This window comes from Streptomyces sp. I05A-00742 (assembly GCF_013055795.1).
Taxonomy (GTDB): Bacteria; Actinomycetota; Actinomycetes; order Streptomycetales; family Streptomycetaceae; genus Streptomyces.
Window position 1 is genome coordinate 50,070 of sequence record NZ_JABETO010000006.1, and the last position, 15,142, is coordinate 65,211.

The 15,142-nt window shown below is 71.8% G+C and carries 12 protein-coding genes; 9 read left to right on the forward strand and 3 right to left on the reverse strand.

The window, feature by feature from the left end:
* The first annotated feature begins 219 nt into the window (after nt 1–219).
* Entirely contained in the window at nt 220–1,290 is a 1,071-nt protein-coding gene (locus tag HN013_RS07855; protein ID WP_171164499.1) for an esterase family protein, read from the forward strand.
* Nucleotides 1,291–1,296: 6 nt separating this feature from the next.
* Here HN013_RS07855 and HN013_RS07860 read toward each other — a convergent pair whose 3' ends face one another.
* Nucleotides 1,297–2,628, reverse strand: a complete 1,332-nt coding sequence (locus HN013_RS07860) for an esterase family protein (RefSeq protein ID WP_171164501.1) — start codon at nt 2,626–2,628, stop codon at nt 1,297–1,299.
* Between the two features lie 293 nt (nt 2,629–2,921).
* Here HN013_RS07860 and HN013_RS07865 point away from each other — a divergent pair, with 293 nt between their 5' ends.
* From HN013_RS07865 to HN013_RS07895, 7 genes are all read left to right on the forward strand, one after another.
* Complete coding sequence (locus HN013_RS07865) at nt 2,922–4,292, forward strand: carotenoid oxygenase family protein (protein WP_171164503.1); 1,371 nt, start codon at nt 2,922–2,924, stop codon at nt 4,290–4,292.
* Nucleotides 4,293–4,435: 143 nt separating this feature from the next.
* Nucleotides 4,436–5,593 (forward strand): VWA domain-containing protein, encoded by a 1,158-nt coding sequence (locus HN013_RS07870; protein ID WP_171164505.1) that lies wholly within the window; start codon nt 4,436–4,438, stop codon nt 5,591–5,593.
* 284 nt (nt 5,594–5,877) lie between these two features.
* Nucleotides 5,878–6,645 carry an ornithine cyclodeaminase family protein gene (locus HN013_RS07875; RefSeq protein WP_312018539.1) on the forward strand — a complete coding sequence of 256 codons (768 nt, stop codon included), beginning with the start codon at nt 5,878–5,880 and terminating at the stop codon, nt 6,643–6,645.
* Nucleotides 6,646–6,807: 162 nt separating this feature from the next.
* Complete coding sequence (locus tag HN013_RS07880) at nt 6,808–7,050, forward strand: hypothetical protein (RefSeq protein ID WP_171164413.1); 243 nt, start codon at nt 6,808–6,810, stop codon at nt 7,048–7,050.
* A complete protein-coding gene (locus tag HN013_RS07885; RefSeq protein ID WP_312018540.1) occupies nt 7,047–7,325 on the forward strand; it encodes a hypothetical protein in 279 nt (92 codons plus the stop codon). The genes HN013_RS07880 and HN013_RS07885 overlap by 4 nt, the downstream gene beginning before the upstream one ends.
* Before the next feature lie 100 nt (nt 7,326–7,425).
* The gene (gene metG, locus HN013_RS07890; RefSeq protein ID WP_171164509.1) at nt 7,426–9,144 is read left to right on the forward strand and encodes a methionine--tRNA ligase; all 1,719 of its coding nucleotides are present in this window, start codon (nt 7,426–7,428) and stop codon (nt 9,142–9,144) included.
* Nucleotides 9,145–9,293: 149 nt separating this feature from the next.
* Nucleotides 9,294–9,671, forward strand: a complete 378-nt coding sequence (locus HN013_RS07895; RefSeq protein WP_171164511.1) for a DNA-binding response regulator — start codon at nt 9,294–9,296, stop codon at nt 9,669–9,671.
* Nucleotides 9,672–9,898: 227 nt separating this feature from the next.
* On the opposite strand, the gene aspS is transcribed toward HN013_RS07895, so the two are convergent.
* Nucleotides 9,899–11,665, reverse strand: coding sequence for an aspartate--tRNA ligase (gene aspS / locus HN013_RS07900; protein WP_171164512.1), 1,767 nt, complete (start codon nt 11,663–11,665; stop codon nt 9,899–9,901).
* 150 nt (nt 11,666–11,815) lie between these two features.
* On the opposite strand from aspS, the gene HN013_RS07905 reads away from it, so the two are divergent.
* On the forward strand, nt 11,816–13,933 hold the full coding sequence (locus tag HN013_RS07905; RefSeq protein WP_171164514.1) for a SpoIIE family protein phosphatase: 2,118 nt from the start codon (nt 11,816–11,818) through the stop codon (nt 13,931–13,933).
* A 172-nt stretch (nt 13,934–14,105) separates the two neighbouring features.
* On the opposite strand, the gene HN013_RS07910 is transcribed toward HN013_RS07905, so the two are convergent.
* Nucleotides 14,106–15,092: a pirin family protein gene (locus HN013_RS07910; RefSeq protein ID WP_171164516.1), complete on the reverse strand. Its 987-nt coding sequence runs from the start codon at nt 15,090–15,092 to the stop codon at nt 14,106–14,108.
* Nucleotides 15,093–15,142: the final 50 nt, after the last annotated feature.

Sequence of the window (15,142 nt, forward strand, 5' to 3'; positions counted from 1 at the left end):
CTACTCGTGATGGGAGGGCGACACTACGGATGGATCGAAAGTCTGAGCTGGACTTGAGGTTGCCCCTCCGCTTGCCCGCGCGCCGGACATATGACCGTTTTCCTCATCGAACCCATCCGGGTTCTCGTCCTCCGTAACGGCCGACACCCGCACGCTCTGTCGTTATGGTCTGCCGTGCCGTCCCCTGCCGGCGGCCGAACCGAGGGAGATCGCAGCGGGATGACTCTCAGCCTCACCGGAACCGCCTTCTTCGCGCTGCTCGTCACCTTCACCGCGCTGACCGTGCTGGCCACGCTGCTGCTGTGGGCGAGGATCCCGGGCCCGGGGCCGGTGCGCTGGGCGGCCCGTGTGCTGCTGATCGTCCTCTGCCAGATCACCGCGATCTGTGTGGTGGCCACCTGGATCAACACCAGTTACGGGCTCTACGCCTCCTGGGACGACCTGCTGGGCCGGACCGACGGGGCCGGGCCCGTCGCCATGCAGGGCCCGCCCGCCCAGCACGCGAAGTTCACCGAGGACGACCACGGCATGCGGGAGACGTACTTCCACGGCACCCGGTCCGCCCTGTCCGGGCAGGTCCTGGTGTGGACGCCGCCGCAGTACGACGACCCGCGCTACCGCCGCACGGCGTTCCCCGTGGTCATGCTGTTGCACGGCGTTCCGGGGACGCCCCAGTCGTGGATGGAGCAGGGCAGGATGCCCAAGTCCTACCGGAAGCTGCTCGCCCAGGGGAGCACCCGCCCGTTCATCCTCGCCGTGCCGGTCATCAACCCCGGCGGCCGGGACACCGACTGCTCCGACGTGGGCGGCCGCAAGGTCGCGACCTGGCTCGCCCGGGACGTTCCCGAGCTCGTGCGGCGGCACTTCAGGACCGCGCCCCAGCCGAAGTCCTGGGGGCTGCTGGGGATCTCCACGGGCGGGTTCTGCGCGGCGAAGCTGCCGTTGCAGTTCCCGCGGGTCTTCTCGGCCGGGGCCGCCCTCGACCCCGATCCGCTCAACGGGGACGGCGGGGCCCTCACCGACCCCTCGGTGCGCCGGCGCAACAGTCCCACCTGGCTCGTCGGTCACACCAAGACCGATGTCGCCCTCTTCCTCGCGACGTCCCGCCAGGACCGCGACAGCCCGCCCTCCTACATCGAGGAGTTCCAGCGGGAGGCGGCGGGCAGCCGGGTGCGGCTGAAGACGATGCTGCTCGACAAGGGCGGTCACAACTACCGCACCTGGTCGGCGCTCTACCCGGAGGCGTTCACCTGGCTGGCGCAGCAACTGCCGGGCGGGCCGCGGGACTAGGGGGCGTCAGCCGTCCTCCTTCGCCTCGCCCTCCTCTTCTCCGGCGCCTTCCCCGTCGCCCTTCTTTTTCTCGTCCTCCGCCTGCTTCTTCTCCGCTTCCTTCCGCTCTTCTTCCTTCTTCCCCTCTTCCTTCTTTCCCTCTTCCTTCTTCTTGTTCCCGTCCTCCGTGTCCTGCGGGAACGTGAGCTCCTTGCTCATCCACTCCATCGCCGGGCCGATCTCCCGCCGCCACGTGACGAACTGGTGGCTCCCCTCGGGCAGGACGAGGGCGGCCGTCCGCAGCTTCTTCTCGGCGGCGAGGCTCAGGAACTCCTCCGTGGCCCGGTAGTTCTTCTCGCCCTTCACGCTGGTGGCGAGGAGCAGGGAGATCTTCGGGGTCGGGAGGTTCTTGAGGCGCCAGACCAGGTCGTGCTCGCGCTTGTTCTGCTCGCCCTTCTCGCCGCTGCCGAAGAGGTCGCCCGTGGAGAGGTCGGTCTTGATCTGGAGGTCGCCGGAGAGGGAGGCGGCCACCGGGTAGACCTCCGGTGCCCGCATGGCGAGCTGGAGGGCGCAGGTGCCGCCGGTGGAGTAGCCGAGGATGCCCCAGGCCGTGGCGTCCCGGCCGACGCGGTAGGTGCTGCGGAGGGCGTCGGGCAGGTCCTTGGTGAGGAAGGTCTCGGCCTGCGGACCGTTGGGGACGTCCACGCACTCCGTGTCGCGCGGCGGCGCGATCGTGGGGCCGATCATCACGATGATGGTCGGGCTCATCTTCTTCTCGGCCAGCAGCCGGGTCGCGTTCAGCGGCACCTGGAGGTTCCGGGCGAGGCTGTCCCGGCCGCCGGGGTAGCCGCTCACGACGACCATCACGGGGAAGCGGGCGCGCTCGTACTGCTTCTGGAAGTACTCCGGGGGCAGGTAGATATAGGCCGGGTTGACGGCCATGGTCCGCTTCCCGAGGATGCGGACCGAGCGGATGGCCCCGGCCTTGTCCTCGGGGCCCTTCGGATACCCGGCCCACTTCTCCAGGTGCTCGGCCCCGGTGGGCTGGACCAGGCCGTTCCTGGTCTCGTCGAGCGCGGCCCTGGGACCGCTCGTGTTCATCTGGGTGATGTTGACCGGTGCCTTGTCGACCCGGCCGATCAGCTGGTTCCAGGTGCCGAAGAAGCCCACGCTGGAGTTGACCACCAGCAGCACAGCGGCCATGATCGACAACTGCGTGAGCAGGATCGCCCCGAGCCGGCCGAGCACGGGCAGGGGGCCCCGCCCGGAGAGCCGCGGCCAGATCCAGATCATGAGCCCCACGCACAACACGGCGGCGAACGCCACCGTGTACATCAGTGACCTGCTGGTCAGGCCCATGAGGTTCTCACTCCCTGCCCCCGATTCCGTGGGTACTCATGTTCGGTTCTGTTGTGCTCAACGGATAAGAGGCCAGAAAGGCCCGGCAGGGTTGCCCTGACCCCATTTCTTCCTGTGCGCTTGCCCTCCCCGTCCCCTGTCCGACTCCCGGCCTTCTCCGGGGGTTCCCGTACGGGGAGCGCCTTCCGAACAATCTCGAACATCCGGCGCGGTCTGGCCGAACGGCGCCTTCCGGCCGATGGTGGAGAAAGGCTTCGCGGGGGCGGGCCGGGACACCGGTGGAGGTGGGTGGCATGGCGGACGACGCCGTCAGGGCGGGCACCGGGGACGCGAACCCCTGGCTCGGCGGCCTCTTCGCGCCGGTGCGCGAGGAGATCACCGCCGTCGACCTCCCGGTGACCGGCCGCGTACCGGACGCGCTGCGCGGCCGCTACCTGCGGAACGGGCCCAACCCGGTCCACGTGGAGGACCCGGCCGCGTACGTCTGGTTCTCCGGCGAGGGCATGGTGCACGGCGTCCGGCTGCGGGACGGGCGGGCCACCTGGTACCGCAACCGCTGGGTGCGCTCGGACGCCGTCGCGCGCCAGTTGGGGGAGAAGGTGCTGCACGGCCCCCGGCACCTGGTGGACTTCGCGCCCAACACCCACGTCCAGCAGTTCGCGGGGCACCTGCTCACCCTGGTCGAGGGCGGCGCGCTCCCCTACGAGCTGGACTCCCAGCTCGACACCGTCGGCCCGTACGACTTCCACGGGACGCTGCCCGGCGGCCTGGCCGCGCACACCGTGATCGACCCGGCCACGGGCGAGCTGCACGCCGTCGCCTACTGCCCGGCCTGGCCGTATGTGCAGTACCTGGTCGCCGGGACGGACGGCTGCGTCCGCCGGCACGTCGACGTCCCGGTCACGGGACGGCCGATGATGCACGACTTCTCGCTCACCGCGCACCACGTGCTGCTCTACGACCTCCCGGTCGCCTTCGCCCTCGACCGCGTCGACCCCTCGGCGCCCCGCTTCGGCTGGGACCCGGACCGCCCGGCCCGGCTCGGCGTCCTGCCGCGCGAGGGGGACGCCCGGGACGTGCGCTGGCTGGAGATCGATCCCTGCTTCGTCCACCACGCCATGAACGCCCATGAGCGGGACGGGCTGATCACCGTCCATCTGGCCCGCTACGAGCGGCTGTTCGACGGCACCCGCAAGGGCCGCGACAAGCAGCCCGCCCACCTGGAGCGCTGGACCGTGGACCCCACCGCGGGGACCGTCCTGCGGTCCCGGCTGGACGACCGCGCGGTGGAGTTCCCGCGCGTCGACCCGCGCCGGCTGACCGCGGAGCACCGCTACGGCTACGCGGTGCACGAGCCGCTGGGCGAGGACCGCGGCGGGTTCGGCGTCGGGCTGCTCAAGTACGACCTGGAGCGCGGCACGTGCGACGAGTGGCCGGTGCCGCCGGGCGGTGACGTCGGCGAGGGCGTGTTCGTACCGGCCGCCCCGGAGGCCGCGGAGGACGACGGCTGGGTGCTGGCCTACGCCTTCGACCCGGAGCGCGGGGCCACCGATCTGCTGGTGCTGGCGGCGCGGGACCTGGCGGCGGGGCCGGTGGCCCGGGTGCATCTGCCGGTACGGGTCCCGGTGGGCGCGCACGGCAATTGGATCCCGGATCTGGGGTAGGCGAGGAGAGCGCTCCGGTGGAGGGAGCCCGGACCCGGGGCAATCGGGACCAGCGAGGAGCACGTTACTGACGAGGCGTTAGAGCTAGCCTTACCGGAGTCGCACAGTAGGTACATTCCAGACAAAGGTAAGGATTTCTCCTCATGGGAATTCGCAGCCTGCTGCGGAACGCGTTCGGCCGGTCCAGGACGGCCGGGGACGCCGACCCCGGCGTTCCCCAGCAGAGCACCGCCCCCGCACCGGCGGTCGCCCCGTCCGCTCCCGTCCCCGCGCAGGTCACCGCCGACCGGGTGCCCGACCCCGGGCCACTCCACCCCGTACCGGGCCCGCCCACCCCGGGCCCCCGCCCCGAGCCGGTCCCGGAGCCGGAGCCCGCGCCGACGCCGATGCCCGCGCCCAAGCCCGTACCGCAGCCGGAGCCCGTCCCCACGCCGGACCCGAACCCGGTCCCCGAGCCGGCGCCAGGGCCCGAGCCGGAGCCCTCGCCCGCCATGAGCACGGCCACGGGCAAGGACACGAGCACGGCCATGAGCACGGCCACGGCGGACGCGGAGCCGGCGGACGGACCCGGGTCCGCCATCAGCCTGGAAAAGGTGCAGCGCACCGCGCCCGGCCTGGTCAGCCTCTACAAGTCGGCCGGGATCTCGCTGCGCAAGCGCGGCCTCGCCGGTCGGCGGGCCGCCGTCTACCTGGTCCTCGACCGCTCCGGGTCCATGCGGGAGTACTACAGGAACGGCAGCGTCCAGCACCTCGCCGAGCAGGTGCTCGGCCTCTCCGCGCACCTCGACGACGACGGGACCGTCCCCGTCGTCTTCTTCTCCACCGACGTCGACGGCGTGGCCGAGATCGACCTCACCGAGTACGCGGGCCGTATCGAGGAGTTGCACGCCTCCTACGGGCACATGGGCCGCACCAACTACCACCTGGCCATGCAGGCCGTGATCAAGCACTACAAGAAGTCCGGCGCCACCGACCCGGCGTTCGTGGTCTTCCAGACGGACGGTGGCCCCTACAGCAAGTCCGCGGCGGAGAAGGCCCTGTGCGACGCCGCCGAGCTGCCGATCTTCTGGCAGTTCATCGCCTTCGGCGACCCCGAGGGCAAGGGCTTCGACTTCCTCCGCAAGCTGGAGACGCTGCCCGTGCCGGAGCGGCGCGTGGTGGACAACGCGGGCTTCTTCCACGCGGGCCGCGACCCGCGGAGCCTGTCCGACGACCGGCTCTACGAGGAGCTCATGGCCGAGTTCCCGGCCTGGCTGGAGGAGGCCCGCACGGCGCGGGTCATCCGGCAGCGGAAGCCCTGAGCCCGGCCGCGTCCCTGTCCGCCCGCGTCCCCGTCCGGCGGCGGACCGCCGGGCGGGGACGCGGGGCACGATCACCTCATGACCCGGATACTCACCCGCGCGATCTGCTCTCCCTCCTCGACCCCGGCCCCTGCCTCGACGCCCTGCGCGAGGGCTTCCTCCGGGCCGGGGAAGCCGGTGACGACGGGGACGGCGGCGGAACGGCCGTCCCCGGCCTGCGCGTCCGCACCGATCTGCCCTTCTCCGGGACGGCCACGGCGCTGCCCCCCGGGCTGCTGCCCGGCGTGGACGCGTACACCGTGAAGGTCAACGCCAAGTTCCCGGGCGCCCGTCCGGCCCTGCGCGGCGTCCTCTGTCTGCACGACGGGCGGGACGGCGAGCTGCTGGCGCTGCTGGACTCGGCGACCGTCACGGCGTGGCGGACGGGACTGGCCGCCGCGCTCGGGACACATCTGCTTGCGGCCCCCGACCCGGAGGGGCGCGCGGTGCTCGGGGTCGTCGGGGCGGGCGCGCAGGCGGAGTTGACGGTCGGCGGGCTGCGGCGGCTGCGGTCATGGGGCGGGCTCGTCGTGCACGACGCCGACCCGGCGGCGGCCGCCCGGTTCGCCGCCCGGCACGGCGGCACCGTCGTGGACGGCGCCTCCGCCGTCGCCGCGGCGGCGGACACCGTGCTGACCGCGACCTGGTCCCGTACCCCGCTGCTCGGCGCGGCCGACCTCCGGCCCGGGCTGCATATGACGGCGCTGGGCGCGGACGAGCCCGGCAAGCGGGAGCTGGCGGCCGGCCTGCTCACGGCGGCGCTGGTGGTGGTCGACGACCGGCCGCTCGCCGCGTCCATGGGCGCCCTGGCCGCCGCCGGGCTGCCGGAGGGCGCGGCGGCGGCCACGCTCGGCGAGGTCCTGCGCGGCGAGCACCCCGGCCGGACGGCACCGGACGAGGTCACCGTCCACGCGCCCGTCGGACTGCTGTGGCAGGACCTCGCCCTCGCCGCGTACGCGCACCGGGAGGCGGAACGGCGGGACACCGGGCTGCGGGTGGACCTGCTGGCGTGATCCATGGAGGGCTCAGGACGGTACGTCGGAAATGCGGCAATTGAGGCGACGGAGAGTGACCGTTCCGCCGATCGCACCGCGTAAGCATGACGCCTCGATACATCACCCTCCGTGCTCCACCTGTCACTGATCAGAAGCCGCTGAAGTGGGCATCGTAGGGATGTGAACGATGAATTCCCCCTCGGCAGCTTTGTCGTCGACACCCGCACCGGCCGGCTCGGACAGGTCATGGACACCCACGCCGGTTACGTTCAGCTACGGCCGCCGCGGGGCGGGATCGAGTGGTCCTGCCCTCCGTCGGCCATCCGCTTCCCGTCCGAGGCCGAGGCCGAGGCCGGATCCGCGGGCGGGGGCGCGGCGGACGGGGGCGGCGGCAACGCCGGGGAGAGCGGGTGGAGTCGGTGAGTCCGCGCAGCGTCTTCCTGTTCCGGACCTGGACGTTGCAGCCCGACCGGGAGCCGGACGCGGAGCCGGTGACGTACGCGATGCGGTGCGTGGTGTGCGGGGCGGAGTCGGACGCCGCGGAGGACTTCCTGGACGCCCAGCACTGGACGTTCCGGCACGCGGGCCGCAATCCCTCGCACCACACCTACCGGGAGTTGATCATGCGGCCGTGGCGGGCCTGGATGGACCGTCCGCAGGGCCGCCGCCCGGTCCCGGCCGACACAGGGCCGTCATAAACGCCGAGCGGCTGCCCCCCGGTACTCGGATACGCTAAAGGTGTCTGTGGAAACAGGTCACAGGCTCCGTCACCCGAGCACCGACCAGGGAGCAGCCGGCATGGCTCGACACCTCATCACCAGCGCCCTTCCGTACATCAACGGGATCAAGCACCTGGGCAACATGGTGGGGTCCATGCTCCCGGCGGACGTGTACGCGCGGTTCCTGCGCCAGACCGGCCGCGAGACGCTCTACATCTGCGCCACCGACGAACACGGCACCCCGGCCGAACTGGCCGCCAAGGAGGCCGGGCTGCCGGTGGACGCGTACTGCGCCCAGCAGCACGACGCGCAGAAGGCGATCTACGAGGGGTTCGCCCTCTCCTTCGACTACTTCGGCCGCAGCTCCTCCGCGGAGAACCGCGAGATCACCCAGCACTTCGCGCGGAGGCTGAAGGAGAACGGCTTCATCGAGGAGCGGGCGATCCGCCAGGTCTACTCGCTGGCGGACGAGCGCTTCCTGCCCGACCGCTACATCGTGGGCACCTGTCCGCACTGCGGCTACGACAAGGCGCGCGGCGACCAGTGCGAGAACTGCACGCGCGTGCTGGACCCCACGGACCTCATCGACGCCCGCTCCGCGATCAGCGGCAGCCGTGACCTGGAGGTGCGGGAGACCAAGCACCTGTTCCTGCTCCAGTCGAAGCTCCAGGGCGAGGTCGAGGCCTGGATCGACGAGCAGGGCAAGGACTGGCCGGTGCTGGCCTCGTCGATCGCCCGCAAGTGGCTGACCGAGGGCCTGCACGACCGGGCCATCACCCGTGACCTGGACTGGGGCGTCCCGGTCCCCGCGGACACCTGGCCGGAGCTGGCGGCCGAGGGCAAGGTCTTCTACGTCTGGTTCGACGCTCCCGTCGAGTACATCGGCGCCACCAAGGAGTGGGCGGACCGGCGGCCGGAGGAGCGCGACTGGAAGTCGTGGTGGTACGAGGCGACGGACGTCCGCTACACCCAGTTCATGGGCAAGGACAACGTCCCGTTCCACACGGTGATGTTCCCGGCGACGCAGCTCGGCACCCGTGAGCCGTGGAAGCGGGTCGACTACGTCAAGGCCTTCAACTGGCTCAACTACTACGGCGGCAAGTTCTCCACCTCGCAGCGGCGCGGCGTCTTCACGCACGACGCGCTGGAGATCCTGCCCGCCGACTACTGGCGCTACTTCATGATGGCCAACGCCCCCGAGTCGGACGACACCTCGTTCACCTGGGAGCTGTTCTCCGCCACGGTCAACAAGGACCTCGCCGACGTCCTCGGCAACTTCGTCAACCGCGTCCTGTCCTTCTCCCGCAAGCGGTTCGGCGACGCGGTCCCGGGTGGCAGCGAGGCGGGCGCCGCCGAGACGGAGCTCGGCCGCGAGGTCGCGCGGCTGCTCGCCGAGTACGAGGAGCACATGGAGGAGCTCCAGTTCCGCAAGGCGGCGCAGGCGCTGCGCGCCCTGTGGAGCGCGGGCAACTCCTACCTGGAGACCAAGGCGCCCTGGCTGGAGATCAAGACCGACCCGGACGGCGCCGCCCTGACGCTGCGCACGGCGATGAACCTCATCCACCTCTACGCGGTGGTCTCCGAGCCGTTCATCCCGGCGACGGCGGCGGCCATGCGGTCGGCGTTCGCGCTGGCGGACGACGACCGCACCTGGGTGACGCGGGACGAGGCGCAGTCGCTGTCGCTGGTCCCGGAGGGCACGCCGTTCACCGTCCCGCCGGTGCTCTTCGCGAAGATCACCGAGGAGGACCTGGAGTCCTACCGCGAGCGCTTCGGCGGGGGCGAGGAGGCGGCCTGACCGCCCCCGCACCGCCTCGGAAGGGCCCGGAACCTCTGGTTCCGGGCCCTTCCCGTTTCCTCGTTGATCGTTCGGCAATCGTTCGTTGAGCGCGGCGCGGCAGGCTCTCCGGTGTTGGCATGGGGGGAGACCGAAGGAAGACCGGACCAGTGTTGGATGACCGAATCACCGTGAGCGTGCGTGCCGCCGACGAGGTCGGCCGGGCCCGGATCGTCCGCGGCCTGCGGACCCTGCCCGGGATCCGGGTGGTGAAGGACGGGGCGGCGGTGGAGATCCTGCTGCTGGGGCGCCACGACCACGACGCCCCGGGGGAACTGCGCCGGCGGTCCCGGGAGAGCTGGGCACCGCTGGTGGTGGTGGCCGAGGAGCTGGGCGAGACGGAGCTGATGGCGGTGCGCGAGTACGGCGTACGGAACGTGCTCCTGGCGCACCGGCTCACCCCGCGGCGCCTCGGACGCGCCGTGCACGCCGCCGCCGCCGGCTGCTGCCCGCCGGAACCGCTGCCGGAGCTGCGGGCGCTGGTGTGAGACCTCGCGGATGACGCGACGACGTGGAGCGGTGTCCGGGGGGACGCCGGCCACGGAGGGCGGCGGCTGTACGGCGGCGGCCGTACGGCGGCGTCGGGGGACGCCCGCCGGGGGCGCCGACCGCGTGGTGGCGATCAGGGGTCGCCGCCGCGCGGCCGGCGCCCGTAGCACGGGGAAGGGCCCGGCACATCGGCGCCGGGCCCCTCGTCGACAGCGTTGCCGGGGTGCTACTTCACCGTCGGCGGCTTGCGCAGCGACAGGTGCAGCTCCTTCAGGCGGGCCTCGTCGACCTCGCTCGGGGCGCCCATCAGCAGGTCCTGGGCGTTGCCGTTGAGCGGGAAGGCGATGGTCTCGCGGATGTTCGGCTCGTCGGCCAGCAGCATCACGATGCGGTCGACGCCCGGGGCGATGCCGCCGTGCGGCGGGGCGCCGAACTTGAACGCGCGGAGCATGCCGCCGAACTCGCGCTCGACCTCCTCCTGCGAGTAGCCGGCGATCCCGAACGCCTTGTACATGACCTCGGGCTCGTGGTTCCGGATGGCGCCGGAGGACAGCTCGACGCCGTTGCAGACGATGTCGTACTGCCAGGCGAGGATGTCCAGCGGGTCCATCGTCTCCAGGGCCTCAAGGCCGCCCTGGGGCATGGAGAACGGGTTGTGGGAGAACTCGATCTTCCCGGTCTCCTCGTCCTTCTCGAACATCGGGAAGTCGACGATCCAGCAGAACCGGAAGACGTTCTCCTCGAACTGGCCGGCGCGCTTGGCGGCCTCGACGCGGACCGCGCCCATGATCTTGGAGACCTCGTCGAACTCGCCGGCGCCGAAGAAGATCGCGTGGCCGGGCTCCAGACCGAGGCGCTCGGTGAGGGCCTTGACGTTCTCCTCGGTGAGGAACTTGGCGATCGGGCCGGTGAGGGTGTTCCCCTCGCCGACACGGACCCAGGCCAGGCCCTTGGCGCCCTGCTCGACGGCGTACTCGCCGAGGCCGTCGAAGAACTTGCGCGGCTGGTCCTGCACGGACGGCACCGCGAGGGCGCGCACGTGCTTGCCGGCGAACGCCTTGAACTCCGAGCCGTCGAAGACGTCGGAGACGTCCACCAGCTCCAGCTCGGCGCGCAGGTCCGGCTTGTCCGAGCCGTACTTGAGCATCGCCTCGCGGAACGGGATCCGCGGGAACGGCGAGGTGACGTGGCGGCCGTCGCCGAACTCCTCGAAGAGGTCGGTCATGACCTTCTCGATGACCTGGAAGACGTCCTCCTGCTCGACGAAGGACATCTCCATGTCGAGCTGGTAGAACTCGCCCGGCGAGCGGTCGGCGCGGGCGTCCTCGTCGCGGAAGCAGGGCGCGATCTGGAAGTAGCGGTCGAAGCCCGCGATCATCAGCAGCTGCTTGAACTGCTGCGGCGCCTGCGGCAGGGCGTAGAACTTGCCGGCGTGCAGCCGGGACGGCACCAGGAAGTCGCGCGCGCCCTCGGGGGAGGTGGCGGACAGGATCGGGGTGGCCAGCTCGTTGAAGCCGAGCGCGGTCATCTTCTCGCGGATGGAGCGGATGACGGCGCCGCGCAGCATGATGTTGCGGTGCATGCGCTCGCGGCGCAGGTCCAGGAAGCGGTACTCCAGGCGGCGCTCCTCGTTCACCCCGTCCTCGGTGTTGATCGTGAACGGCAGCGGCTCGGCGGCGCCGAGCACCTCGACCGCGGTGACCTCGACCTCGATCTCGCCGGTGGGCAGATCGGGGTTAACGTTCTCGGCGCCGCGGCTCATGACCTTGCCGTCGATACGGACGACGGTCTCCTTGGTGAGCCGGCCGAGCGCCTCGTTGGCCGGGGTGCCGGGACGGGCGACGAGCTGCACGAGACCGTGGTGGTCCCGGAGATCGATGAAGAGGATGCCGCCCAGGTCGCGCCGATTGTGCAGCCAGCCACTCAGCCGCACGTCGGTGTCGACGTCAGCCGCACGGAGCTCGCCGCAGGTGTGGGACCGGTAACGATGCATCGTTCATCCAAGTCGTGGTCGAAGGCGTGGTTCGAGGGTGCGCGGCACTGGCCCGCCGCACTGGGTTAGCGTGCATACAGCACTGAGCAAGGGTACTGCCCCACCCGCCATCGGTGGTCTGCACGGAGCGAACCCACATAAAGTGGGGCAATGCGCACCGAGGACGTCCTGGCCGCCGTCGCGACCGGCCTGTGGCACTGGGACCGGGCCACGGGAACCGTCACCTTCGACGCCGAGGCGGCCCGGCTGCTGGGCCTGCCGCCCGAACCGGCGGAGCTCCCGGAGTCGGCCGCGCGCGCCCGTTTCCACGCGGTGGACTGGGTGGAGTTCCAGGGCGTGATCGGCCTGGCCGTGGCCGAGGACACCCTCGCCGAGGCCCGGATCCGGGTGGTGGACGAGGCGGGCGCGGTCGCCAGGACCGTCAGGGCGCGGGCCCGGCAGACGGACCACGAGAGCTCCCAGGCGCTCGTCGGCACCCTGGAGGAGGTACCCGCGCCGCACCCCGGCACCTCACCCGCACGGACGACCGTCACCGGCGACTGGCGCCGCAACCGCGAGGCGTTCCTGCTGGACGCCGGGCGGGCGCTGGCCGAGGCCCGGTCGACCTCCGAGGTGATGCGGGTGGCCGCGGGCCTGTCGATGCCCGGGTTCGAGCCGTCGGCGCTGGCGGTCTTCGGGGCGGACGGCGGCCGGGTGACGATGATCGGCCACCACGGCTACGGGCCGGACGACGTGGAGGCGTTCCTCGACATCCCGCTGGACGGCAACCACCCGGCCGCCGAGGTCATCCGCACCGGCCGGGCGATCTACATCCCCTCCGCCGACGACTACGCGCGCCGCTTCCCCGCCGTCTGGCCGCTCGTCGAGCGGTTCGGCCGCAGGTCGTGGGCGTTCCTGCCGCTGATCAACGCCGGACGGTCGATCGGCGCCTGGATGGCCGGTTTCAGCGTCCCGGTGGCCTTCACCCCGGACGAACGGTCGGTGCTCACCACGGTCGCCCGGATGCTGGCGCAGGCGCTGAGCCGGGCGAGCGTCCACGAGTCGGAGAAGGAGCTGTCGGTCGGCCTGCAGCGCTCGATGATGCCGACCGTCCAGCCGGACATCCCCGGGATGACGGTGGCGGCCCGCTATGTGCCGACCGGCGGCGGCCTGGAGGTGGGCGGCGACTGGTACGACATGATCCCGCTGCCCTCGGGCCGGCTGGCGCTGGTCATCGGGGACGTCCAGGGGCACGACGTACGGGCCGCCGGGCTGATGGGCCAGCTGCGGATCGCGCTGCGCGCCTACGCGTCGGAGGGGCACCACGCGGACGCCGTCCTCTCCCGGGCCTCCCGCTTCCTGGCCGGCATCAACGGCAGCGGCCCGCAGGACCCGCGCTTCGCGACCTGCCTGTACATCGAGGTGGACCCGGCCACCGGGCTGCTGGTCATCGCCCGGGCGGGCCATCCCGACCCGGCGATCCGGCTGAGTGACGGCACGATGCTCGTCCGCTCCACCGCGGGCGGCCTGCCGCTGGGCATCGACCCGGACACCGACTACCCCACCACCCGCCTGGTCCTGGAGCCCGGCGAGACGATGCTGGTGTGCACCGACGGCCTGATCGAGACCGGCGGCCACGACCTGGAGACCGGCTGGAAGCGGCTGCGGGGGGTCATCGAGGGCGAGCACGCGGCGGACGACCCCGCGTTCCTGGAGACGCTGGCGGACGCGCTCGTGCAGGCCGTGCACGGTCCGTCCTCGCACTACACCACAGGACCGCTGGTGGACCGGCGCGAGGACGACATCGCGCTGCTCCTGCTCCGCCGCGAGCCGCCGGCCCCGGCCGCCGCGCGCGCCGCGCCGCCGCTGCGCCGGGCGGTCATGACCATCGCCCAGGCCGAGCCCGAGCGCATCGCGGAGGCCCGCCAGCAGGTGCGGGACCTGATGCACGACTGGCCGGACGGGGACCAGACCGACTCGGCGGTGCTCATGGTCTCCGAGATGGTCACCAACGTGCTGGTCCACACGGACGGGGACGCGCTGCTCATGGCGTCCATATCCGGGGAACGGGGCCACCGCTGCCTGCGCGTCGACGTCGCGGACACCAGCGACGAGCTGCCGCACCGGCGGCACCCCGGCGAGATGGCCTCCTCCGGCCGCGGCCTGGTGCTGATGGAGATCCTGGCCGGGGCCTGGGGCGTGGAGCCGCAGGGCGAGGGCAAGAACATCTGGTTCGAGCTGTACGAGGCGGACCGGCCGTCGCCGGACGACCTGGCGGCGATCACGTGAGTGCTTCTCTTGGAGCTTCTGAGAGCTTCCGCGCGAGGGCGGTGGGGGCTCGCCCCCTGAACCGGGCGAGCCCCCACCGGGCTGGTGACCACTCACTCGCGGAGCGCCCCTCCTGCCGGGGGGCGGGCCTCATTTCTTCCCGTGCCCCGTGCCGCGGGAACGCCGGAGCCCCTCACTCGTTGGGGTGAGTTTCCCGATGAATCGACAGAGCGGGCTCCGCGGGGACCGTTCCCAGCCGTCCCGCCTTGAAGTCGTCGAAGGCCTGGGCGAGTTCGGCGTGGGTGTTCATCACGAACGGCCCGTAGTGCATCATCGGCTCCCGGATCGGCAGCCCGCCGAGCAGCACCACCTCGAAGTTCTCGGAGCGGGACTCCTGGGCGGCGTCCGCACGGACCACCAGCGAGTCGCCCTGCCCGAACACGACCGCCTGTCCGCTGCCGAACGGGCGCTCCTCGGCACCGGCCGAGCCGTGGCCCGCGAGCCCGTAGGCCAGGGCGTTGAAGTCGCGCCGCCAGGGCAGCACGAGCCGGGCCCCCGGGCTCACGGAGGCGTGGATCATGGTGATCGGGGTGTGCGTGGTGCCCGGGCCGGCGTGGCCCGCGACGTCACCGGCGATCAGCCGGATGAGCGCCCCGCCGTCCTCCGAGGCGAGCAGCCGTATGTGGCCGCCCCGGATGTCCTGGTACTTCGGGGCGATCATCTTGTCCTTGCGCGGCAGGTTCACCCACAGCTGGAGGCCGTGGAAGAGGCCGCCGCTGACGACCAGTTCCTCGGGCGGCGTCTCGATGTGCAGCAGGCCGGAGCCGGCGGTCATCCACTGGGTGTCGCCGTCGGTGATGACCCCGCCGCCGCCGTGCGAGTCCTGGTGCACGAAGGTGCCGTCGATGATGTAGGTGACGGTCTCGAAGCCGCGGTGCGGGTGCCACGGGGTCCCCTTCGGCTCCCCGGCTCCGTAGTCCACCTCGCCCATCTGATCCATCATGATGAACGGGTCGAGGTGCCGGTGGTCGATCCCGGCGAAGGCCCGGCGGACCGGGAAACCCTCGCCCTCGAAGCCGGCGGGCGCGGTGGACACCGCGAGCACCGGGCGGGCCGCGGGGCCCACCGGTGCCGTCACACGGGGCAGGCTCAGCGGATTCTCCGCAGTTACAGCAGGCATGTCGCCCTCCTCGGACGGTTCAGCCCCCAAGTTAGTTGAAGGCTTAACAA